At 68.7% G+C, this 22,155-nt stretch carries 24 protein-coding genes and 1 tRNA gene; 6 read left to right on the plus strand and 19 right to left on the minus strand.

What is annotated here, in order from left to right; translation table 11 throughout:
- Nucleotides 1–639 precede the first annotated feature (639 nt).
- A complete protein-coding gene (gene chvE / locus ACP4J3_RS24345; RefSeq protein WP_426537831.1) occupies nt 640–1,734 on the plus strand; it encodes a multiple monosaccharide ABC transporter substrate-binding protein in 1,095 nt (364 codons plus the stop codon).
- Nucleotides 1,735–1,988: 254 nt separating this feature from the next.
- Here the strand turns inward: chvE and ACP4J3_RS24350 are convergent, their stop codons facing one another.
- Nucleotides 1,989–3,317, minus strand: a complete 1,329-nt coding sequence (locus ACP4J3_RS24350; protein ID WP_426537833.1) for an aspartate aminotransferase family protein — start codon at nt 3,315–3,317, stop codon at nt 1,989–1,991.
- An 89-nt stretch (nt 3,318–3,406) separates the two neighbouring features.
- Here ACP4J3_RS24350 and ACP4J3_RS24355 point away from each other — a divergent pair, with 89 nt between their 5' ends.
- Nucleotides 3,407–4,312 (plus strand): LysR family transcriptional regulator, encoded by a 906-nt coding sequence (locus ACP4J3_RS24355; RefSeq protein ID WP_426537834.1) that lies wholly within the window; start codon nt 3,407–3,409, stop codon nt 4,310–4,312.
- A 405-nt stretch (nt 4,313–4,717) separates the two neighbouring features.
- Here the strand turns inward: ACP4J3_RS24355 and ACP4J3_RS24360 are convergent.
- Nucleotides 4,718–4,838, minus strand: a tRNA-OTHER gene (locus tag ACP4J3_RS24360).
- 1,084 nt (nt 4,839–5,922) lie between these two features.
- Here ACP4J3_RS24360 and ACP4J3_RS24365 point away from each other — a divergent pair.
- Complete coding sequence (locus tag ACP4J3_RS24365) at nt 5,923–6,360, plus strand: hypothetical protein (RefSeq protein ID WP_426537836.1); 438 nt, start codon at nt 5,923–5,925, stop codon at nt 6,358–6,360.
- A 361-nt stretch (nt 6,361–6,721) separates the two neighbouring features.
- On the opposite strand, the gene ACP4J3_RS24370 is transcribed toward ACP4J3_RS24365, so the two are convergent.
- Together ACP4J3_RS24370 and ACP4J3_RS24375 are read right to left on the minus strand one after the other, a co-directional pair.
- A complete protein-coding gene (locus tag ACP4J3_RS24370) occupies nt 6,722–7,477 on the minus strand; it encodes a hypothetical protein (protein ID WP_426537838.1) in 756 nt (251 codons plus the stop codon).
- Entirely contained in the window at nt 7,474–7,860 is a 387-nt protein-coding gene (locus tag ACP4J3_RS24375; RefSeq protein WP_426537840.1) for a hypothetical protein, read from the minus strand. Before ACP4J3_RS24375 ends, ACP4J3_RS24370 begins: the two co-directional genes overlap by 4 nt.
- A gap of 111 nt (nt 7,861–7,971) precedes the next feature.
- Between ACP4J3_RS24375 and ACP4J3_RS24380 the strand changes: the two genes are divergently transcribed.
- Nucleotides 7,972–8,898 (plus strand): hypothetical protein, encoded by a 927-nt coding sequence (locus ACP4J3_RS24380; RefSeq protein ID WP_426537842.1) that lies wholly within the window; start codon nt 7,972–7,974, stop codon nt 8,896–8,898.
- 119 nt (nt 8,899–9,017) lie between these two features.
- Here the strand turns inward: ACP4J3_RS24380 and ACP4J3_RS24385 are convergent, their stop codons facing one another.
- The 15 genes from ACP4J3_RS24385 to ACP4J3_RS24455 all read right to left on the minus strand — a co-directional run bounded on the left by ACP4J3_RS24385 (nt 9,018) and on the right by ACP4J3_RS24455 (nt 19,684).
- A complete protein-coding gene (locus tag ACP4J3_RS24385) occupies nt 9,018–10,016 on the minus strand; it encodes an N-6 DNA methylase (RefSeq protein WP_426537844.1) in 999 nt (332 codons plus the stop codon).
- Between the two features lie 5 nt (nt 10,017–10,021).
- On the minus strand, nt 10,022–10,657 hold the full coding sequence (locus tag ACP4J3_RS24390) for a hypothetical protein (RefSeq protein WP_426537846.1): 636 nt from the start codon (nt 10,655–10,657) through the stop codon (nt 10,022–10,024).
- 93 nt (nt 10,658–10,750) lie between these two features.
- Nucleotides 10,751–11,149 carry a hypothetical protein gene (locus ACP4J3_RS24395; RefSeq protein WP_426537848.1) on the minus strand — a complete coding sequence of 133 codons (399 nt, stop codon included), beginning with the start codon at nt 11,147–11,149 and terminating at the stop codon, nt 10,751–10,753.
- A complete protein-coding gene (locus ACP4J3_RS24400; RefSeq protein WP_426537850.1) occupies nt 11,149–11,523 on the minus strand; it encodes a hypothetical protein in 375 nt (124 codons plus the stop codon). Before ACP4J3_RS24400 ends, ACP4J3_RS24395 begins: the two co-directional genes overlap by 1 nt.
- 97 nt (nt 11,524–11,620) lie before the next feature.
- Complete coding sequence (locus ACP4J3_RS24405) at nt 11,621–12,163, minus strand: hypothetical protein (RefSeq protein ID WP_426537851.1); 543 nt, start codon at nt 12,161–12,163, stop codon at nt 11,621–11,623.
- A 6-nt stretch (nt 12,164–12,169) separates the two neighbouring features.
- A complete protein-coding gene (locus ACP4J3_RS24410; protein ID WP_426537853.1) occupies nt 12,170–12,895 on the minus strand; it encodes a hypothetical protein in 726 nt (241 codons plus the stop codon).
- A gap of 30 nt (nt 12,896–12,925) precedes the next feature.
- Nucleotides 12,926–13,699, minus strand: coding sequence for a hypothetical protein (locus ACP4J3_RS24415; protein ID WP_426537855.1), 774 nt, complete (start codon nt 13,697–13,699; stop codon nt 12,926–12,928).
- A gap of 46 nt (nt 13,700–13,745) precedes the next feature.
- Entirely contained in the window at nt 13,746–14,429 is a 684-nt protein-coding gene (locus tag ACP4J3_RS24420; RefSeq protein ID WP_426537857.1) for a PP2C family protein-serine/threonine phosphatase, read from the minus strand.
- A 103-nt stretch (nt 14,430–14,532) separates the two neighbouring features.
- Nucleotides 14,533–15,216, minus strand: a complete 684-nt coding sequence (locus tag ACP4J3_RS24425; protein WP_426537859.1) for a hypothetical protein — start codon at nt 15,214–15,216, stop codon at nt 14,533–14,535.
- 65 nt (nt 15,217–15,281) lie between these two features.
- Nucleotides 15,282–15,638 (minus strand): hypothetical protein, encoded by a 357-nt coding sequence (locus ACP4J3_RS24430; RefSeq protein ID WP_426537861.1) that lies wholly within the window; start codon nt 15,636–15,638, stop codon nt 15,282–15,284.
- Between the two features lie 53 nt (nt 15,639–15,691).
- Nucleotides 15,692–15,961: a hypothetical protein gene (locus tag ACP4J3_RS24435; RefSeq protein ID WP_426537863.1), complete on the minus strand. Its 270-nt coding sequence runs from the start codon at nt 15,959–15,961 to the stop codon at nt 15,692–15,694.
- A 51-nt stretch (nt 15,962–16,012) separates the two neighbouring features.
- A complete protein-coding gene (locus tag ACP4J3_RS24440) occupies nt 16,013–16,816 on the minus strand; it encodes a helix-turn-helix domain-containing protein (RefSeq protein ID WP_426537865.1) in 804 nt (267 codons plus the stop codon).
- Nucleotides 16,813–17,196, minus strand: coding sequence for a hypothetical protein (locus ACP4J3_RS24445; RefSeq protein WP_426537867.1), 384 nt, complete (start codon nt 17,194–17,196; stop codon nt 16,813–16,815). Before ACP4J3_RS24445 ends, ACP4J3_RS24440 begins: the two co-directional genes overlap by 4 nt.
- Nucleotides 17,197–17,351: 155 nt before the next feature.
- On the minus strand, nt 17,352–18,419 hold the full coding sequence (locus ACP4J3_RS24450) for a PD-(D/E)XK nuclease family protein (protein WP_426537869.1): 1,068 nt from the start codon (nt 18,417–18,419) through the stop codon (nt 17,352–17,354).
- Nucleotides 18,420–18,496: 77 nt separating this feature from the next.
- Complete coding sequence (locus ACP4J3_RS24455; protein WP_426537871.1) at nt 18,497–19,684, minus strand: recombinase RecT; 1,188 nt, start codon at nt 19,682–19,684, stop codon at nt 18,497–18,499.
- A gap of 376 nt (nt 19,685–20,060) precedes the next feature.
- Between ACP4J3_RS24455 and ACP4J3_RS24460 the strand changes: the two genes are divergently transcribed.
- Both ACP4J3_RS24460 and ACP4J3_RS24465 read left to right on the plus strand, forming a co-directional pair.
- Entirely contained in the window at nt 20,061–21,602 is a 1,542-nt protein-coding gene (locus ACP4J3_RS24460; protein ID WP_426537873.1) for a restriction endonuclease fold toxin-2 domain-containing protein, read from the plus strand.
- 42 nt (nt 21,603–21,644) lie between these two features.
- Nucleotides 21,645–22,088 (plus strand): hypothetical protein, encoded by a 444-nt coding sequence (locus ACP4J3_RS24465; protein ID WP_426537875.1) that lies wholly within the window; start codon nt 21,645–21,647, stop codon nt 22,086–22,088.
- Nucleotides 22,089–22,155 lie beyond the last annotated feature (67 nt).

The following is a 22,155-nucleotide window of genomic DNA, read 5'->3' on the forward strand; positions in this document are numbered from 1 at the left end:
GCGATCTGCCACACCTTTCTGTAACCGTTCCAGTTCGCCCCGTTGACACCCCGCACACCCACCCTTAGTGTCACGCCAGCATTCCGAACATGTGGCGACATTTCGAACGCTGAAAGGCAAGTGTCCTGTGCATCCCCGGAAGCAGCACGCACGTGGCCGGAACGCCGCGGCGCAGCCTGACGCACGTACAGGTGCACACCGGCAAAGGGATCGCGAAAGTCGGCAAGCCCCGGATGCCGGGGCGCGGTAAAGCCCTGAGCGACGTCTCGAGCAGCGTGCCGACCGATTTGACCTCAACCATTGGGCGAAGTCCGCCGGTTGCTCACTCGCCTTGAAACCCGTGCACCAAGACGCCCGACGATCTCGGCGGCTACGTGCCGATCCACCAGAGCGCCGAGCTGATCCCGCCCGGCACACCGCTCCGTCTGAAGTTCGGTCTCCCCAGGGCACCCGGCCATCTACCCGTACGGCGCGCTCTTCTGCGGGACCTGGCCCTGCACACCGCCCGGGAGCGGGTGCAGCGCGTCCGACTCGCGCTCGACCTGCCGGCCGACTACCCGGCCCGCTCCACCGCTTCCCCATCCACGCCTGATACGCCGTCATCCCGCTCAACGACGAGAAGAACAAGGAACAATCACCATGTTCAACCGAAGAGCCGCCCTCGCCGCCCTCGCCGGAGCTGCCTCCCTCACCCTCACCTTGTCCGCATGCGGCCAGAACAGCGGGGGCAGCTCCGAGGGCAGGTCCGAGGGCGGTACCGTCGGCATCGCCATGCCGACCCGGACGTCCGAGCGCTGGCTCACCGACGGCAAGAGCCTCGTCGAGGACCTGAAGGGCAAGGGGCACAAGACCAAGCTGGTCTACGGCGACGACGACCCGAAAGCCCAGGTCTCACAGATCGAGGGCCTGATCAAGCAGGGCGTCGATGCACTGATCATCGCGGCCATCGACGCCAAGTCGCTGAACGGCGTGCTTCAACGGGCCGCCGATGCGGACATTCCGGTGATCTCCTACGACCGGCTCATCCTCGGTACCGAGAACGTCGACTACTACGTCTCCTTCGACAACGAGATGGTCGGCAGGTTCCAGGCCGGCCACATCATCAAGAAGCTCGGCCTGGAGGACGGCAAGGGCCCGTTCAACATCGAGTTGTTCGCCGGCTCCCCCGACGACAACAACACCAGATACTTCTTCGAAGGTTCGATGGCGCTCCTGCAGCCGTTCCTGGACAGCAAGCAGTTGGTCGTCCCCTCCGGCAAGACCGCGCTCAACCAGATCACCACGCCGCGCTGGGACGGGCTCACCGCGCAAAAGCGCATGAGCAGCACCCTCGCCGAGTGGTACGGCAGTAAGAAGGTCGACGCGGTCCTGTCGCCGTACGACGGCATCTCCAGGGGCGTAATGTCTGCGCTGAAGTCGGATGGCTACGGCTCCGACAGCAAGCCTCTCCCGGTCATCACGGGCCAGGACGCCGAACTGGCCTCGGTGAAGTCGATCATCGCGGGTCAGCAGTCGCAGACCGTCTACAAGGACGTCCGCCGGCTCGCCGACGCCGCCGCGGAAATGGTCGACGACATCCTCGACGGCAGGACGCCGTGGGTGGACAACGTTGGGGATTACAACAACGGCGCCAAGGACGTGCCTGCCGTCCTGCTGCAGCCGACGAGTGTCGACAAGACCAACTACGAAGTTCTGGTCGTGGACGACTACTTCACCGCCGACGAGCTCAAGTAGCAGCACACTCCTGCGTGATACGCCTGGGCCACTCCAGATCGGTCTGCCGAGGACATCCCTGACAGTCAGTGCGACCGCTCCCGCCCCAGCATGATCTTTGGCCCTGGTCGTGACAGCTGGTGCTCGACCATCTGCTCACACATCGCTGCGCCCAGCACGCTCTGCTGCGTCGTTCCGCTACGCCGAACGCCATTTCTGTGCCTTGGCTTGTGACGGGCGGGCAGGAGCCGTCCGTCCGCCCGCAGTGTGAATGCTCAGAGTGCGGCGCAGACGTCGCCGATCGCCTTGTCCAGAATCGTCAACCCGAGCGAAAGCTCGTCCTCGCTGGCGGTCAGCGGCGGCGCGATCCGGAAGACTCCGCCCATGCCCGGGAGCTGGACGATGTTCATGTGCAGGCCGAGTTCGAGGCAGCGCCGGGTGACCCGTGCGCCCAACTCGTCCGAGTTCCGCTTCGTCTCGCGGTCGACGACGAGTTCGAGCCCGGCCAGCAGGCCCCGGCCGCGAATGTCGCCGACGACCTCGTGGCGCCCGGCGATGTCCTCCAGGCCCTGGCGCAGGAACGCGCCGAGCGACCGCGCCCGCTCGTCGAGCTTGTCGCCGGTCAGGACGTCGAGGACGGTGTTGCCGACCGCCGCGACCAGCGGGTCGGCGACGTGCGTGGTGAAGAACAGGAACCCGCGCTCGTACGCCTCCTGCTCGATCTCGGCGCTGGTGACCACGGCCGCGAGGGGCAGTCCCGCACCGAGCGTCTTGGACAGTGTGAGGATGTCAGGGACGATGCCGTCGCGTTCGAACGCGTACCAGGTCCCGGTGCGGCACAGGCCGGTCTGGGCCTCGTCGAGGATCAACAGCATGCCGCGCTCCCGGCATTTGGCTTGCAGGGCCGCGAAATACCCGGCCGGCGGCTCGATGATTCCGCCAGAACTGAGAATCGGTTCGACGAGGCACGCGGCCAGGCTGCCGGTCGACTGAGCGTCGATCAGGTCGAAGGCGAAATCCAGCTGGCGGCGCCAGTCCAGCGAGCCGTCGGCCGTGGTGAAGTCGGGCCGGTACGCATTCGGCACGGGGATGGCGAAGTTGCCGGGTGCGGCCGGGCCGTAGCCCTTGCGTCCCGCGCTGTAGGTGGCGGACGCGGCGGCCTGCGTCATGCCGTGCCAGGATCGCGCGAACGAGACGATCTCGTGCCTGCCGGTGACGAGCTTGGCCATCCGGATGGCGGCTTCGTTCGACTCGGCGCCGGTCGTCAGCAGCAGCGCCTTCTCCAGCGGAGCGGGCAACGTAGCGGCCAGCCGCCGGGCGAGGTCGACCACCGGGCGGCTGAGCATGCCGCTGTAGAGGTGGTCGAGGGTCGCGACCTGCCGCTGGACGGTCGCGACGATCTCCGGGTGCGAGTGGCCGAGGATCGCGCTCATCTGGCCGGAGGTGAAGTCGAGGATCTTCCGGCCGTCCGCGGTGAACAGGAAACTCCCGGCGGCGCGGTCGATGATCTCGCGGGTGAAGGTGCCGCCGTAGCGCACGAGGTGCCTGTCGGCATCGGCCCAGAAGGTTTCGGCGGACGGCGCGGCGGTGGTCGAAGCAGCCATGCCCCGACGGTAAGCCGCGCTCGAGCGACACGTCCATCACACAATTCCGGCTGTCCTGTTCGGCAAAGCCGCACAAGAATGAGGGCGTGATGAACCCCTGGAGGCTGCGGCTGCTGAGCCAGCTGGACACGCTGGGCACCGTCCGGGCGGTCGCCCAGGCCGCCAACCTGAGTCCGTCGAGCGTGTCTCAGCAGCTCGCCGTGCTGGAGGCCGAGACGCGCACACAGCTGCTGGAACGAACGGGTCGCCGGGTGCGGCTCACCTCGGCCGGGCTGATCCTCGCGCGGCGGGCGCGAGCGATCCTCGATCACATGGACGGCGTCGAGGCGGAGCTGCGCGGCTTCGGCGAAGAACCGGCCGGGCTGGTGCGGCTGGGGGTGTTCCAGAGCGCGATCCACACCATGGCCGTGCCGGCGGTGACGCGTCTGGCGCGTGAGCATCCGCACCTCGACGTCGAGCTGCTGCAACTGGAGCCGCACGAGAGCATGCCCGCACTGCGAGGTGGCGACGCGGACATCATCATCACGACCACGGACTTCGACGAGCTGCCCTTGGGGCCGGATCTCGACCTCGTGCCGCTGGCCACGGATCCGATCTTGCTGGTGGTCCCGCCCGAGCATCCCGCGGCCGGGCGCGGTGCCGTGGACCTCGCGGCCTGCGCGGACGAGCCGTGGGCGTTCGACATGCCACAGTCGTACATGGCGAATCTCGCGCTACGACTGTGCCGCCAGTCGAGGTTCGAGCCGCGGGTGGTGTGCCGGTTCAGCAACTACATGATGACCCTGCAGCACGTCGAGGCCGGGCTGTCGATCGCGCTGCTGCCCGGCCTGGCGGTCGACCGCCGTTACCGAGTCGCCACCAGGGAACTCGCGACTCCTGTGACGCGCACGATCACGGCGGCGATCCGCTGCGGCTCACCACCTCGCGCGGCGGTGCGCGTCGTGCTGGACGTGCTGCGTCACCATCCGGACCTGCCGCTGCCGGGGCGTGAGTGACAGACCGAGTCAGCCGGAATCCTGATACCCGGGTCAACAGCGGGAAGCGGCCACGGGCGAACCCGGGGCACGGGAACCTGCGCCGACGGACCGTCCACGGCGACCGGGCCCGGCAACACCGCCCCGACCGCTCCGAAGCGCAACAGCTCAACATCTGGTCGAGGAGGTCAGGACGCTCACCCCGCCCGCCGGACCAGACCCGCTGGCGGGCGGAACCGGCGCCGAACCGGTCGACTCCCAGGACTCCATCAGCGGCAAGCGTCTCGGGTCAAAGGAGCCTGCCCAGGCGCCTGTGCCGGATCACGCTGATCCATTGGGGGAACTTCGGAGCCTGGCCATCCGCCTGCTCACGCAAACGGCCCCGGACGAGGAGTCCGAGGCCGAGTAGGAAGCGGTAACGCGTTGTGCCCCGGCAGGATTCGAACCTGCGACGCCCGCTTTAGGAGAAAGCCAAGATCGTTTTTGGGCTGGTGAGGCGGGAGCGGGCTGAGCAGGCAGGAAGCGGCGCGTGTGGGTGCGCTGGGCCTCCTTATGGGCTCTGACCTGCGCGGATTCAGTCCCATCGAGTCCCGAACAGTCCTGGGCACTCTCGAAGTCTCCCACGCACTACGTCCCCGTTGTGTCCCCGTCGGGTGGGGTGTGTCCCCGTGCTGTCCCCGTCGCGTCCTCGCCGAGGCTGTTCGGGGACGGACACTGACCTGTGCGGCTTCGACGCCCTGATCGGTCACCTGCTTCGGTTCCGTGAGCACCGCTTGCCCTTCGCGGCGCGGGTTCACTTCCCCGTTTGTCGGGGGCGACACCAGTGGATTCACCCACCTGGAACCGGTGTTCCATGCATCACTTCCCGCTTCTTTCTTCTTTCTTGGGCCGATGCACAGCAGGACAAGGAAGACGATGGCTCCGAACAGGCCGAGGTCACTCCAGAGCGCCGAAGGCTGAAGTTCGCTGTGCGGCATGTTCGCCATCTGTACGATCACGAGGCAAAGTACGAGGCCGATCGCGGACTTTCGACGTGCCATGCGGGAGAGCTTCCCGGACGCCGACGGGCCCCCTCCCGAAGTGAGGGGTATCCGCGGCTCTCTGGGGAGCACAGGGGTGTCTGATTCACCCTTGTATTGGAGGAGTGTCCCGCCGTGTTGAACCGGCCATTCTTCTGCGCCGATGATATGCGGTCAAATCGCTATCTTCCGGTCGTGAGCGAGCCGTCCGCGTAGACCAGTTATCGAACGGGTGTAGCTCTCCTGTAGGGAGCTTTGCTCAATCGCAGAGCCCGCATGCCGTGCTCGCTGGCTGTACGCCGAGCGGCTGGTGGTCGTCGAGGACCGCCACGCCGAGCTGTGGCTGGAGGACGCGGACAGCATCGCCTACACGCGCACGCGGGGCATGTTCCACGTGCGCGCCCGGCAGGTCCTCGACGTCACCTGATCCGGCCGCCCGGTCGAGAGCGCACCCGGTCGGGGCCTGCGTGCACTCCGGTGTGGGTCAAATGGCCGTCACACTCCGCCAGGGGGCCGGAATACGCTGCCCGTCGTACGGGGGAGGGGACATGTGATCCGGGCTCACCTGTGCGCCAAGCCGGGAGGAGACTCCCGACCAACGGAGGGAAGAGCGTGGAGCAGAGCAGGCGGAACGGCGTCTCGCGTCGCGGGCTGATCCGAGGCGGGCTGCTGGCGGTGGCGGCATCCGGCGTGGCGGTGGTCGGCCTCGCAGGGCCGGCGAGCGCGGCCGTGGTCAACCTCGGCCTTGACAGGCAGGGCGCCAAACGGATCCAGCGGTGGATCCTCACCATGTACGGCTACAACGGCGCGATCGACGGGCTACTCGGGACCAAGAGCTGGAAGGCGATGCAGCGCTGGCTGGCTACCTGGCCCAGCCAGCCCTCTCCCTACAGGGGTGACATCGACGGGATCGTGGGGCCCAAGACGATCGTGTCGCTCCAGGCCAACCTGAAGAAGTTCGACGGCTACACCGGTGCCCTCGACGGCATCGCCGGACCGGGGACCAAGGCGGCGTTCCGGCGCAAGGCGTACCGCCAGCCGCCGGTCTGACCGGCTGAGTACCGCGAGTGGCCCGGCCCTCAGGGGTCGGGCCATTTGCTCTCTGGAGTGGACGACATGCAGACCCGCGCCCTTGGCCGCCGGACGAGCCACCCCCGGCCAGGCCGGAGCGGACGGCCTGCTGGCGTCAGGCACTTCCCCCGGGATCGCGGTGTCAGTCCGGGCGACTGTTACCCCACCTGACCTGGGGAATTTCTAATGCCGTGGGCTCTGGGCCGCGGCATCGCACTGGAGTGAGTGCAGGCCCTGGGATCCAGGCGAAGATGCACAAGATGGGGATGGCAGTACTCAGGTCGATTGGCATGTGGAGGGTGCGCGGCGCCGTATCGGGCCCCCGCACCCAGGGCGTCGATCAGCCACTGGAGCTGGTCTCTGTCGTTCTCGTCTCCTGGGCCTTGGGCTCCTTCTCCGTCTTTGCCTTGTCAGCAGGCGGTGTGGAGCGCCGTGACCGGCGTGCAGCCGGTCGCTTCTTCGGCTCGGTCTCTTCCTCGGTGGGCTGTGCCTTCTTGGTCGTACGGCCTGGGGTCTTCGCCGGGGCGGCAGGCTTCGCGGTGGTCTCTTCCGGCTCGGGGCGGTCCGCCGATCGTTTGGTGCTGCTGAGCGTCGTCACGTTGGCGTTTGCCGGGGTCTTCTCCGTCACCGAGGTACGGCGGGAGCGCTTCTTCGAGAAGGCTCGCAGCGGTGGGCGTTTGCCGTCGAAGGCGGGCAGGAGCCGGGTGCGGATGTTCTTCGCTGCGGTCGCGGCGGGTGGGTTGTTCGTGAAGCAGACGCCGACGTTGTAGCGGATGCCGGGGGTGAGCTGCTTGAGGCTGTTGGCGTACGCCTCGGCGTCGCTGTCGTTGTCGAACTCGCGGGGTGGGACGACGAGTGCCCAGATCTGGACGGTCTCGCCGCGCCAGAGGTGCTTGATGCCGATGCGGCGGCCGTCGGGGTGCGTGAGGTAAGCGGACAGCTTCGGGTGGGGCTTGTTGCCGACGTCGACGGTCCAGCCGTCGCCAAGTTCGGCCGCGGTCGCAGTGACGAACTCGTCAAAGTCCGCCGGGAAGACGCGCTGCTTCTTCTTCCGGGCGTCGGTGTCCTTCGGTGAGGTCGGCTTCGGTGGAGTCACGAGTTGTCCTCTTCGGTCGTGCGGTGTGGTGCGGTGGGGGTAGTCGGCCCGGCTGCCGGGAGTTGGTCCGGGGGCGTGGTGCAGATCGCCCGGGCTTCGGGCAGGGCCGCGTCAGGCAGGGAGATCAGGTGGCCGGAGGAGGCGAGGCCCGCGAAGATCACTGAGCCGCGGAGGTCTTCCACGGGGCAGTCGTCCAGGGCGTGGGAGAGCAGGCCGGTGGTCTGGGCGCTCGGGCGGGTGTCGGCTGGCTCTGTGATCGTGTGCCTTGTGGACGAACTGTCGGGGGTGGTGAGCTGCGGGGACGCCGTCCGGGAGAGGGCTGCTGCACCCTGGTGCCTCGGCCGCAGGAGCGCGGGGCCGACTTCAGTGGCTACATCGCCCACCTGGGGACCATCTGTTTTGACCGGTTGGACCACCCCGCCACGTAGGCGGCGGGAGCATCTGCCGCCCTGGGTCTGGACATCAGGATGGCAACAGGGTGTGCAATGGTCACCGTGACCGATCGCCTGACCGAAGACGCCGACCACGCCGACTGGTACGCCGAAGTGGCGGGCCGGGCTTACCTCGACGGCCACTACAGCGACGCGTTGCAGGCTGCCGACCGGGCCGTGAAGCTCACGCAGCGGGTCCTTCGTCAGATATCCGACGACCAGCGAGTGATCAACGTGCTCGCTGAACGGCACCGTTGGCGTGCGTTCATCCACGAGGAGCTCGGCAACCGGACCAAGGCGATCAAGGACGCGGAGGCGGCGATCACGCTCTACGGGCGCCTTGAGGACCCGCCCCCGCTGGCGATCCCGCTGCTGCGGCTGCTGCAGTGCGAGCTGTACGCGGCGCGGGGCGACGTGGCGGCCGCTCGGGAAACTGGGCGAGCAGTAGAGGCGTACCGGCAGCAGGCACACGAGGACGACACCGAGCCGCTCACGATCGCGGAGGGGCTCGGGCGGTACGCGTCGGGGATGGCGCTGATCGGAGACGTCGAGGCGGCGCGTGCGGCGCGGCGCGAGGCCGTCGACTTCTACCGGGCCGGTCTGAAGCCGAGCTTCGGCGCGCGGCATCGGCTCCGGTTCGTCCAGATCCTCCAGGAGCTGGTGGCCGACGCCGGGCCACCGAGCGCGGCCGCGGCGCCTGAGGTGCTGCCAATGCTGCAGGATGCCGCGGAACAGCGGGTGTTCCTGATCCCGCCGTCGCTGTTCGCGTTCGCCGACCCGAAGGAGCGTGACCACGGGCTTGCGGTCTGCCAGATTCTGGAGGCACAGAGCCGGTGGCTCGACGCGTTGGGCGCACCGCGTACGGCCGCGGTGTTCGCGCAAGCGTCGCAGCTGATCCTCCAGGTGCCCGTGCCGCGGTGGATGGATGAGTTGCACTTTCTGCGCGAGGGGCTGGAGCTTGCTGTCGCAGCCGGCGCCGACCCGGCTTGATCCGGCCCTGTGGGCGGGGGTAGCCCGGAGGTGTCCGCTTCGGCCGGAGGCTGGCCGGAACACGCTGGAGCCGTGCTGTGGGCCGTCGGATTCGCCCGACATCGTGCTGGAGACGACGCTCACGCTGCGGTTCCTTCGAGGAGTTGGTCGAGGGCGTGGAGCAGGCGCCTGGTCTTGTGCTCGAAGAGGGCTTGTTCCACGACCGTGTTGCGGTGCTGGATGACGGCGGCGCGTTCGGCGAGGGCCTGGTCGACGGCGGTGCCGTCGTCGGCGAGGGAGTCCCCGCACCAGATGGCGACCTTGGGGCCGAGGTCCCACAGGATGGCGTTGACGGCGGCGCAGGCGGTGGCCAGTGGGTCGATGTCGTTGCCGAACCAGGAGAAGTCGTGTGGGTCGAGGCCGAGTTCGCGTAGCTGCTGGGCGACGGAGCGGAACATGCCGCCGCTGCCGATGGCCGGATCGCGTACGGACATGCCGGGCTCGCAGCGGTTGGTGTCGATGAGGATGTGGGCCATCAGGTCGGAGACGCACGCAGGTGTGTGGTACTCGCCGCGCCACTTCTTGTCGCTCTTGTGCCGCAGTCCCGTCAGCAAGGGGCTGAGGACGTCCGCCTGGGAGCGGTAGTAGGGGTCCTCCCGGGCGGTGAGGTCGAACAGCCCCTTGCGGACTGCGGTATGGATGACGGCCTGGACGGCCTTGAGCTGGTACTCGTCGGGATCCTCCTCGACCCAGCCGTGCAGGGGGCGGGCCACCTCGATGAGATCGGGGCGGATCATCCACTGCACTCCCCAGATCTCCCGCAGGAGGGGCGGGAGCTGGGCGGGTTCGAGGGTGAGGAGCCAGTCGGCGATGAGGGGTTCGCGGATGAAGGTCAGGCCGGCGATGGTGCCGAGGGGGACGTCCACGCGGTTGCCGCCGTAGTGGCTGAACCAGGCACCGATGACGTTCTCGGCGATGTCGCTGGCGTGCCGCTGCGGGTCGCTCGGGAAGGCACGGTGCTTGCGGCGCCAAGCCGGGGCGGGGCGTGATTTGGGCGGCTTGGTGGCTTCTGCTTCGCGTTGCTTGGCGCGCTCTTCGAGCTTCTGCTCCACCTCGCCGAACAGGTCGAACTGGACCATCCCGCTCACCGTCCTGCGGTCTCGGTCGGATTGGACGGGTGTGGCGGGGCGCCTGCGGGGGAGAGGACGGGGCCCGCGTGGAGGACCGCCGTGGCCCGGTCGGCGCGCTGGAGGTAGTAGGCGTGGTCCTCGCGGAGGCGCCGCATGCGTTCCTCGTGTTGGGCGATGAGGCCGCCGTACCGATGCAGGGATCGGGGTGCGCAGTGGCGTTCGTGGGCGCGGCGCAGTTCCGGCGTCCAGGGCTGGTCGAGCCAGTGCCGAGCCAGCGCTGAGACGATGGCCGAGGCCCGGCGGGCGGTGCCCTTCGGGACGCGCACGGGCGCGCTGATGATGAGCCGGTACGGGCGGAGTCGGACGGTGCCCGCGTCGAGGCCGGCGCGGGCGAAGGACTCGGTGCCGGCGAGCGTGACGCCGAAGAGGACCGGGGCCTCGTCCATCTGGAAGCCGATCGGGCCGGTGCCGTAGGCGACGTGGAGGATCTCCGCCATGGGGTCCTGATCGGCCTCGGGGTGGTGGTCGGGGTCCCAGCCGAGGGTGAAGGCGCCGATGCCGGTGACGCGGTAGACGGCCTGGCCGGTGTCGAAGTCGGCGAACTCGGCGGCCTCGAGGGCTGGTCCACCGTCGATGGTGAAGGTCAGCACAGGGTGCCCTTTCTGGTGGTTCAGGCATGGGTGGGGTAGAGGGCCGGCCGATGACGCAGGCTCGGCCCCCTGCTGTGGTGCGGGTGGGCTGGGTTATCCGCCGTGTTCGGTGTGCCAGCCGTTGACGTACGCCCCGACCTCCTCGGCGAGGGGGTCGAGGGACAGGTCCCCGGGCGGTGCGCCCTCAGCGGTCGTGGAGTCGTAGATGACCCTGGCCGTGCCGTAGGTGTTGTCGATGTGCACGGCCTTCCAGCCGCCGATCTCGCTGCGGTCCGGGTGCCACGGGAGTGACTCGCGGCCCGCGATCGCCACGTACTGCTCACCGTCGGTCGTGAGCTGGACGGTGATGTTCAGCTCGTTGCCGCACCAGTCCACGCCGACGTCCGTGCAGTGCTGTTCGAGGGCTTCGATGACGTCGGCGTACAGGGCGCGGGCCTTGTCCTCGTCTACCCTGCGTAGGAGTTGGACGGCGCTGAGGTAGTGGAGGGTCATCAGTCCACGGCCTTCGGCTGGTCCGTGCTCGGCACGTGGTTGCCGCAGACGAGCGACAGGGGTTCGCCGTCGGCCGGAAGGTCCAGCTCGATCTCCTGGTCCTTGCGGCACAGCAGGCAGGGGAGGGAGACGGTGCGGACCATACGTAGGGGGCGGAGGGGGACGTTGGCCGGGAGGTGCATCGGTTCGGCCCGGCCCGGGAGGGTGAAGGCGAGCAGGGTGAGTTCATCCGAGACGACCGTCTTCTTGACGGCGGCCACGGTGAGCGGGGTGTGCGGTGCGTCGGGGAAGGCGAACACGTCGCCGGGGCGCAGTTCGTGCGCGTAGACGGGCCTGGTGAAGCTGAGGGTGACCACGGCGTCGCTGCTGCTCATGGTGTGAAGGTCCTTCGGTGCGTGCCACGTCCTATTGCGGGTGGCTGGCTGGTTGGTCTTTGTCGTCGTGTGCGTGGCCGTTGGGGTGGTGGCTCGGCTACTCGTCGACGAGGCGCACGGGTCCGTTGAGCGATCCGCGGCCGAGCTCGTCGGCGATGTGCGGAGCGACGCGCGGCGCCTTGGCCGGATCGAGGATCAGCTCGCCGCTCGCGAAGGCGACAGCGACGGTGCCGTCCGTGTTGGTGCGGGTGACGCATCCGTAGAGCGGATGCTCGGGGTGTTTCACCCAGTCGCCTTCGGCGAGCGGCGGCAGGTGCTGTGGGCACAGGCCGACGTCGCGTAAGGAGAGGTGCGGAGCCGAGGGGTGCCAGCAAGGCTGTCCGTCGGGGCGGGGGTGCTCACAGCCGCGGGTGAGGTGGCCGTAGCCGTCGCAGCGGATCAGGGCGGGGCTCGGCCAGGACTCTCGGGCGCGGACGACGGCGAAGGTGACGGCACCGCGTGGGCCCTGGTCGTGGTGGGCGACGTACTCGATGGTCAGGCCGATGGCCGTCGGCCAGGTCTTCAGTACGTTCGCCGCGATTGACTGGGCGTGTACGGCAGGGAGGGGTGGCGCGATCGGATGTGCGGTCGGCAGGGACATGACAGCTCACTCCTTGCCGGTCTCTGTCTGCGGGAGCAGGAGGAACGCCTTGCGCTCCGCCGGACCGCCGACGCGCGCGAGGTACTGCGCGCGCAGGTGCGGGTGGGCGTGGATCTGCCGGGCGAGCGCGGTGATCCGCCGCTCGGTGTCCTCCAGCCACAGGGGGTGCTCGTCGCTGGCGGGGATCGGTTCGGTGACGCCGCCTCCGGACTCGGAGACGTCCGCGCAGGTGACGTCGAGTACGCGGCACGTGTCACCGAGGAATTCGACCGTGATCAGTTGGGCGTGGGGATGGTGTACGCGGACGAGTTCGGCGATCCGCACGATCCGGTCTGCCGGCGGGAGGTCGAGTACCCATCGCCGGTCCGGTCTCGGGTCGGGGCGTACGGCGCTCCAGGCGGCCGAGTGGAGCCCGGCGAGTGCGTCGGTCAGGTCGTCGGCGAGCTCGTCCAGGTCGAGCGCGGTGGTGTCGGCGTCACGCCGTACGTCGAGGACCAGTTCCTCCGTGCAGTCGCGGTACGTGGTCCACAGGCCGTGCAGTTCGATCGTGCGGTCGTGCGTGTAGTGGTCGAAGGTGAGGTGGGTCGCCTCCGGGTACGCCTCGACGATGCGCGCGGTGACGTGGTCGAGGACCGCGATCTCGTACTGGGCCTGGGCCTCGTTGAAGGCGTCGACGGCGCGTTTGCGGTAGCGCAGGGCCGTGGCGACCCGATTCGCTGCGGTGTCGGTCATCAGGGATGCGTCCTTCCAGGGGGATTCCGGTCAGTGGTGGGTGGCGCCGACGAGGGTGGGCTCGCGATACGGGAAGACCAGCTGCCACAGCTGTCCCTCGTGCTCGGACTCGAGGTCCACGCATGGGGTGAGGTGACGGGCGCGTAGATGCGGCAGGGCGTAGAGCTGGCCGAGAAGCTGGGCGAGTTGGTAGGTGATCTCATGCGGCCAGGGGCCGTCTTCGCTGTCCGGCGAGCAGTGCGGGCACGGGATGCTGATCGTTGCGCCGCTGGTGAGCGTGACTTGCTCGAAGCCGACCGCGATGCCTCCGTGGTCCGTTTCGAAGCGGCAGATCAGCGACTCGGCGTCGGGGACGTGTCGGCGGACCGTTTCTGCGATGGCGGCGGTGCGGTCGGCTGACGGGAGGGCGAGCCAGCGCCGACGGTTGCGGTACTCGATGCGGGGGTCTGGCTGGATCACGCCCCAGCGGTGGAGGAAGGAGTGGGGCAGGATCCGGCCGAGGTCCTGGACGAGTTCGCCGAGGTCCAGCGGTCCGTCGCGCCAGTCCTCGGTCGCGCCGGCGCGCGCCCAGAGGAGGCGGTGGCTTCCCTGTCCGGGGGTCGTGGTGCTCCAGATGCCGTGCAGCTCGACTTCGTCGGTCGGGTAGAGACTGACCTCCAGGTACTCGGCTTCGGGATGGGCCAGGCGCACGCGGGCAGCGATGTCGTCCAGGATCGCGAGGAAGAGCGTCTCGCCCGCCCGGACGTACGTGGCCGCGAGTTCGTTGAGAGGGGTCTGGGTGGGGCGAAGCTGCTGTTCAGACAAGGGAGTTGGCTCCTGTCGAAGGGGTGGACTATCGGTGTCGGTCTGGTCAGTGCGTGCGGCGTAGGACGACGGCTGTGGCGTTGTCCGGGCCGTTGATGCCGGCTGCTTCGGCGAGGAGTTCGGCGCCCTGGTTCGGGTCGTCGTGGAGGAGAGCGGCGGCGATGGTCCGCTCCGAAGCGCTCTGGCTGACGCCGTCGGTGCACAGCAGGACCGCGGTGGTGCTGTGCGCGGGCAGTGACGTGGTCACGAACTCGTGGCGCGCGACGGTGCGCGTGACCTTGCGGTCGTACAGCCGCAGCGGGCCGCGCTGCTTGGTGCGGCGGCGGATGCGTTCGCCGAAGGAGTGGTCGTAGGTGGCGCGCCGGAGCTCCCCGTCGGTCGTGAGGACGTAGGCGCGGCACAGACCGGCCCAGGTGAACTGGACGCGGCTGTGGGCGGGGTCGAACAGCGCGGTGACGATGGAGGCATCCGCGGTGATGCCGCTGGCAGCGAGCTGGATGCGGGCCCTGATGCAGCCGAGCTCGGGTGTGGCAGCGAGCGCTGCGCCGACGGCCTCTTCCGCGGCTAGGTCGGCGGCCGCGGCGGCCGCCGTGGTGTCGCCGATGCCGTCGGTCACGGCTGCGGCGATACGGCCGTTGGCCTGATTGCCCGCGACAGCGAAGACGTCCGCCTGGACTTCGCGGCGGCCTTGCCGCTGGGCGCCGCCTGCGCACCAGGATTTGGGAGACATGACTGGACTCCTTTGCGTACGGGGGGAGTTCGGTGTGAGCCGTCCGGGGCTGGGCCGGGGCCGCGCGCATCGGCGTCAGCCCCGGGCGGAGGACTGCATGGCGCTACAGGGCGCCGACCGGGCTGAGCCGGCTGGTCGAGGCGATGAACTGCGGGCAGGTGCCGGAGGGAGTATTCGAGTCGTGCTCCTGCGTCCACTGGCCGCACACGGAGCAGGCAGGCTGGGCGTGCCTCGGGGCGGGCCGGGCGGCGAAGACGCCGTGCAGGGGCTTCTCGGTGAAGATGACGATGCCCGTCGCTTCCTCGAGGCTCGCCGTGCCCCGGTGGTGTGTGAGGGCCGCGCCGAGGGACTGACGCAGCAGTGCTCCGGACCAGTACGTGCCGGTGACGTCCTTGGCCCACTTCGCCTCGAAGGTCACGCGGTACGCGGCGAACGCCGCCTCGGCGGGGTCGGTGAGGGGACGGGCCCAGAACTGCACGGGGCGGTCGTCGGCGCGCTGCTCGGGTGGCGGGGCGACTGCGGAGACGATGCGCATGATCAGGTCGCCGTCGTCGACGAGTCCGGCCTTGTGAGCCGCGTACGCGCACAGGTCCCTGAACCCGGAAACGCCGTAGGCGGCGAGCCAGCGGTCCGGGGTGAGCTCTCCGCCGAAGTTCCGTCGGAAGTCCGCGCGGTCGCGGCGCTGGGCGGCCGCGATGACGCCGACCGCGCGGTCGATCACGTCCGGAGCGACGCCGTACTTGGCGGCTTCGGCGTGCAGTAACTGCTCGCGGGTGGGCTGGTCCACTTCGCTCTCCTTCGTCGGTGCTGCAGGCCCTCGCTGTCCCGGGCCTGCGGTGGTGGGGGCGGGGGTTACGGGAGGCTCGGGGGTTCCTGGTCGAAGTGCTCGACTGCCGTGCCGTACAGGGCGTGAAGCCGGGCCGACAGACGTCGGCCGAGCGTGCGGCCGTGCATGTCGATCCCGCGGTCGTTCGTGGCGGACTCCAGCCGCCAGCGGCGGTGGCCGTGGTCGAGCGTGAAGTCGTACAGCTCGCCGGGGCGGAGGCCGCGCAGAGTCATGGCGCGTACGGGACGGCCGTCCAGGTCAGCGCGGACGGTGGGCGGGCCCTGGACGCGCGCGGCGATGACTATCGCTGTGATGTCGGGCAGGGGGATGCTGCTCGTCGGGTTCCTCGCACTCGTGGTTGGGGCGCTTAGTCGAGGTGCCATGTCGGATGCCTGTCTCCACACATGTCGCGGCTACGGGAAAGTGCCGCGCGCCGTCACAGATCTCGGTACAGGTCCGGGCGGCCGGTGACCTCGCGCAGGGCGCATGCCAGGAGTCGACCGGCGCCCTCGACGCCGAGGACCTCGGTGATGAACTGCACCGGGGTTACCGTGCGGCCGACCGCCTCGCCGTAGGCGCGTGCCAGAGCTTCGCCGATCGCGCGTGCCTGCTCCTGCGCCTGCGTGAACTGCTCGGACGTGACGCCCTGGGCGGCGAGTCTGTCGGCGAGCGCCTGTCGCTCGTCCGGGGTGAGTTGTCGGAACATCGGGCGAATCCTCCATGGAGTGGGCTTAATTGAGATGTTAATAATATTTTATCAATCTTGATCAACTTTCGTCAAGTGTTCTTTATGTAGCGTCTCGGGGCGCCGGCGTCTGACAGCCTCGCGCGCGGCCCGGCGCGGCCCGTCCAGAGCACCCTGGGCCTGGAGCTCCGCGGCTCGAGCGCGCCGCGCCCGGTCCTCCTCGAACCAACGGCGGTCCCGGCGGCGGGCACGCTCGTCCGTCTCACGCTTGTCCTGAGCCGCGGCAGCGGCGCGACGGGCACGTGGGCTCGTGCCACAGCCGCGGCAGTTGGCGGCCGGAGAATCCGGATGTGCCGCACAGCCGTCAGCCCCGTGCCGGCCGATACCGTCCGCCGGGGGGAGGGGGGTTCTCTGGTGGTTCTCTGACGGTTCCCCGGCCAAACTGGCCGGTTCCTCTGCCGAAACTGTCCGCTGGTCAGGTTGGCCGGTGGCCATTTTGGCCGCCTGCTTTGTCCGTTTTCCAACGTCCCTCTTCCCGCCCTTCTCGGGTTCCGGCGCGGGAGCGTCGGAGCCGTTGGTCGGTGAGGCTGACGGTGGCGGCGCCGACGGGCGCGGGGCGTGGATCGTGTAGCGGTTGCTGGTGCGGTGTCCGTCCGAGAACCGGGCGCGCGAGACGATGAAGCCTTCCTTCTCCAGCCACTCCAGGTGCCGCCGTACAGTGCGCTCTCCCTGGCTCGTCTTCTCCGCCAGGGTGGCCTGCCCGGGGAAGCAGGACCACGCTTCGTCGGCGAAGTCGCACAGGGCGAGCAGTACGAGCTTCGCGCCGGGCTTGGGGATGTTCTGCCGGAAGGCCCAGGCCATGGCCTCGATGCTCAATTGGCTCCCTCTTCCTTCTTCCAGGCAGCCCGCCAGCGGGTGATGGTGCGTGGCTCGAGGCTGAGACGTTCGGCGATCTCGTCCGCGCTCAGTTCCGCGCGGGTCATGAGGCGCGCGGCGAGTTCCTGCTCGGCCTCGTTGAGGCCGGGAAGCGGGAGGTCCCCGTTGACGACCCGCTCGACCGCGAGGAAGTCAATGCCAGGGACGCCCGTGGCAGTGGTGCTGACGTAGACGCGACGGGTGGGCGTGCGAGCGGGGTCGGCGCCGCTGATGACGAATGCGGACGCCACGTTGTGCGGCCGGGGGGCGAAGGCGGTGGGCGTGACCGGTTCACTCCTTGCCGTCGAGGTCGTGGCCGCGCTCCGGGGCGGACGTGTCATCGCGTGCGGCCTCGTACTCCGCGGCCCGGGCGGCCTGGGACGCGTACGGGTGTGGACATGCTGTCCCTCCAGGGTGTGTTTGGTGACAGGTGTGGACGCGGGCTGCCAGCGGTCGGTACCGCCGTGTGGTGGCCCCGTGGCGTGGTCGCGGCTGGTCAGCCGGCCTCGGGAACGCGGGAGACGCCGATGGTGCGCGACGTCCGCCCGCCGGACCGCATGGGGATGTCGACGCCGAGGCCCTCAAGGACGCGGATCATCGCCTCGGCGTCGGGCTCGGGCGGCCGCGGATTGCCGCCGGACCAGGACAGCCTGAACGCGCCGTAGGTGCCGGCATCGGCGGCATCGAGCATCTTGCGGGCCTTGGCCTTGCGCTTCTTCGCGGCGCTTTCGATCTCGGCGGCATCGGCGTACGCGCTCAGGGCCTCGGTGATGGCCGCGGTGTCCTCGGCGAGGATCGTCTGCGGTGCGCGGCCGTCGTCCGCGAGGCTGTCGAGTTGCCAACAGGTGCTTCTGAAGGGGCAGTTGTCGCAGATGACCGACAGGCCGGGTCCGTCGAGGTCGCGCGGCATGGCCTCGGGTTCCTGGCTGTCGAGGACGTCCTCAGCCCAGGCGAGCGCCTGCCGGGTGACGTCCTCGTCGTAAGCCTGCTGGTGGACTACAACCTGCCCGTACTCGCGTCCGACGTAGCGGATCCGTACGACGTCGGCCTCCAGGGGCTTTCCGGTCGGCAGGTGCGGGTGATTGGTGAGGCCGCCGGTGCGCAACAGGTGGGCGTACAGGTGCACTTGGAACAACTCGTGCCGACGAGGCCCCTGGCGTACGACGAGGTCCAGAGCCCGGGTGGACTTGGTCTTGACGTCCTCGACGACGCCGGGGACCTGCCCGCTCGGCGTCCAATAGGCGTCGGCGTGACCGAGGATGACGCCGTCGGTGAGTTCCAGCTCCGTATGGGCGCCGTACTGCTCGGCCAGCACGCGCAGGATGCCCTCGTGCAGCCAGGTGCCGAGGATCGCGGCGTGCATGTTGTCGTCGAGGTCGGTGGGCCAGGTGCCGTGCAGCTCGTAGGCGGCTCGGCGTCTGCACAGGCCGATGGAGGACGGGCCGAGGAGCCGCTGGCGAGAACGGGGGCGGGAGCGGTCGTCGCGGTGGGCGCCCTTCCAGAGATCGGGGACCGGGGCGGTGCTCGCGCCGATGGGCATATTTGCGGATCTGTCAGTGGACATGGAGTGCTCGCGCTCTGTGGAGCCCTGCTCGGGCTGCGTCGGAGTGCCGGCCCGCGACAACCGCGGGCCGGACACGGCTACTTGTTGGCAGTGCGCGCCGTTGTGCCGCGCGGCTTGGAGGCGCGGGCCGCCGTCTTCTTGGCCGCCGTCTTCTTCGCGGCGGCCTTCTTCGTCGGTGTCGCGCGTGCCGGTGTCTTGCTGCGGTTCGAGGCCCTGGAGGCGGGGGCACCGTCGGAAGCGCGGTCGGCGGAGGAGAGGGTGACGGCCAGGTCGGCCAGTTGCTCGGCGCTCGCGTCCTGGAACGAGACGTCGAAGGCGTCGAAACAGCGGTCGTTGACCGCGTCGAATCCCAGGCCGAGGTGCTGAGCCACCTCTTGGACATGGGCGCGGGCTTCTTCGAGTCGGCGACGTTCCTGGTCCGCCGACGTCAGGCGTTCCTCGGCGTCGTTGGCGGTGGGTGGCTCGGCAGGCTGCTCCGGTGCCTGCTGCACTTCCCGGGCCGCTGCCTTGTCGCTACCGGGATCGGCGGACTCGACGATCTCGACGTCGACGACGGTGGAGGCCCGGGCGGACGAAGTTCCGTCTGGCTGCTGCTTGCCCTCCTGATCCTCCGTGGATCGCAGCCGAGCCGCCGCTTCCCTCACCCGCTCACGGGACTCGGCAGCGTCCGCGGCGTGCATCTCCTCGTCCACGTGCAGCCCGGACAGATCAGCCGGGCAGGCACGCCGCAGCGCAAGGGCCTCGGCGACCTTGCTCAGCTGGCTGGCCGGCATCTGCGGCCACAGTCCGCCGAGCTTGTACTCCTGCGCCTCGTAGTCCCACACCTTCGGCGCGTACTCCCGCCAGTGGGCCACGGCGGGAAACCGGGAGTCCCCGCGCCAGACGACGACCCGGCAGGCGGCCGGCGGCTCGTCGCGCAGCCACACCAGGTGCTCGCCGCCGTCGCCGTCATACCAGACGAAGTCCTCGTAGGTGATGGACTGCCCGGCCCGGTCCGCGGCCCTGCGCGCGATGAGCCGGTAGCCGTCGATGCCGGTCTGGATGGTCCAGCGGATCTCGCCGCGCGACTTCCGCTTGATCATGTAGATCTGCCGGCCGAACGGGTCCAGCCCGGATGCCTTGCAGTAGTGGAAGAAGATCCCCAGCTGCGCCGGACTGGCCTCCGCCAGATCCGGGAACGCCGCGCGCAGCGCGCGTAACTGCTGGTCCTCGAACGCCTTCTGGTCCTCGCGGATCGCGAGCCAGGTGACCGGAGCTTCGGCCACTTCCCCTCCCGACATGTTGATTCCCCTTGTCGACTTACAACTGTCGCAACACATGTGACGATCAATTGAAGTTGATAAAAATATATTTCAATTAGGCCTTGCCGTCAAGTTCATACTGCTGAACCATCAGCTTCGGAACGGTTTGCCGTGTGGGCCCGGTGTCGCGCTTCCCTCGTGGCTGCCGTGTATTGCTCCAACACATGTTGGGCTCACCATAGAGGGCATCGCGCCGAATTTGCACGGGAGGTCAAGATTCTCGCCTGCTCCCTGCCGAGGCGGGTCTTCGTGCGTCGAGCGTCAACCGGCCTCATCGCAAAGCCCGTTCGCAACCGTGTACGGTTCCCGGGGTGCGCGTCATGGTCTCACCGGGGGAGGGATGTTGGATCTTCGACATCAGACGGAGAACTTCGTCAATGCGTCCTGGTCCCTGGTAGATCTGCGTGACCTGATCTACAACATGCTGAGTCTGCTTTCCACGGAACTCAGTGAGAACGGGGGCATGGCGGGCGACGACGAGGCCGGCCGGGCGTTCGCCACCGTATACAAGGAAGCCGTGAAGACGGTCTTCGACAAGGCCGGGTTTGCCCATCAGGTGATGGCCAATGGTGCGGGCGCGCTGCTGAAGTCGGCCGAGGCGTTCCTGCGGCAGGAAAGCAGGATCGCCGCAGAGCTCCTCGGTAACAGTCCTCAAGATCCCGGCATCGGTTCGCAGCCGTCGGGCCCTGACTGCACGCCCCGTGCCAGTCACCATGCCGAAGACCTGCCCGAGGTTGTCGGTGAGACCAGCGGAGTCGACCAGTACCTTTTCAACGAGCGCTTCCTCGGGCAACCGGCCAAGCTCCGTGCCGTAGCTGGTACCTGGCGGGCCGCAGCCAAGATCCTCGACGACGCGTACTGGGACTCCGAGACCGCGTGGAAGCGCGCCACCCTCGACGAGGCGGGTCAGACCGCCGACGCGGTCGAGGAGTTCTTCAGGAAGTTCGTCGGCAAGAACCCGCCGCCAAGCCAGGCGAGCGAGGACGAGACCCTCATGGCAAACCTGCCGACCGCCTGCAGAATGATCGCCAACGCCTGCGACGCCTACGCCGATCACATCGAGACTGCCAAGCGGCGGCTGCCGTACGAGGAGACTGACCCCACCGGGGAGTTCCTCTGGCCGTGGGAGCAGCCGAGGTTCGGAGGGGACGGCCACGACGGCGGTCTGCACGAACTCGTCGCGAACGACATGCGGATCAACGCGCTCGGGAACATCCCGCCCGCTCTGGACAGCTCCAAGGCGCGGGTGAAGATGCCGCGGCCGGACAACGACGGCCCCATACCCGGGCTGCCCCCGTTCCTGGCGCCGATCATCCGCGTTCCCACCCTGGTCCCGGTCGCCTATCGTCCGGCCAACGGCCCACGTGTCCAGCCGATACCCCCGGCCACACCACCCGACCCGCGCTTTCCGCCGCTCGCGCCCGGAGAGCGGAAGAACTTCCAGACCTGGCTGAACTCCCTGCGCCAAGGCGATGTCTCAGGCGGTAGGCCGGCAGAGGTGGCCTACCAGAGGCGCGTAGCCGGCTATCCCGAGTACGAGGTCCATATCCCGCCCGGTCTCAGCAAGAACAACACCCTGATGGTGGACGGGTTCCGCGACCTGGACGGCATGGCCGTCGAGGCCAAGTACGTCAACAAGCCCGACCAGCGCTGCTACCGCTCCCTCGAGGAACTCCGCGAGAACCATGCGTCAGGGAAGAAGGACTTCCTCTACCGGTCCGACCGCGAGGAGCTCGAGAAGTACGCCGCCGCCCTCAACGACCCGCGGAACACCGAGATGCGAGGCGTGGAAACCGTCACGAACAAACAGGAGTCGGTCCAGTACTGGCGCATCATGATGGCCGCCTACGGTGTCAAAGGCCACGCGCGTTACGTTCCCTGACCTCTGCCACGACCGCCCCCGTACAGGAAGCATCCCGTCACGATGGAACCCGAAGAGATCGCAGACCTCCGCACCATGTACATCTTTTCCCCGCCGGAGGGGGAGAGCTGGGGCCTTACGTACGAGGGTTTGGAGGCCCGGCTCCGAGAGCGGGATCCTGATGAGTTCGTCCGCGTCGACGAGGGTTCCCATGGGCCGGTCAAGGGCTCGTCGATGCACTTCGGGATCACCCTGGACGATGAGCAGATGGAGGGCATGGCCCTTCTGTCGCCCGAGGGGGTGTCCGTCATGGACTGCACCGCCGACTCGGCGGCCACGTTCGTCATGTGGCTGAGGAATCACGTGGTGCCTGCGGGCAAGGCCGTCGTGTTCAACACGGAGTGGGGCTTGGAGGCCGAGCTGCCGGACACGCCTGTCCCGGACGCCACCCGCCCCCACATCGGCAGCACGTTTAGGGAGCATCTCGTACAGACCGGCCTCGACTGATGGCATGACGTGTGCAGGAGCGCCAGAGCTTTCGCGCCCGTAGACACCGCACCAAGCTGATGTGATC

The organism is Streptomyces sp. UG1, from assembly GCF_049974585.1.
Taxonomy (GTDB): domain Bacteria; phylum Actinomycetota; class Actinomycetes; order Streptomycetales; family Streptomycetaceae; genus Streptomyces.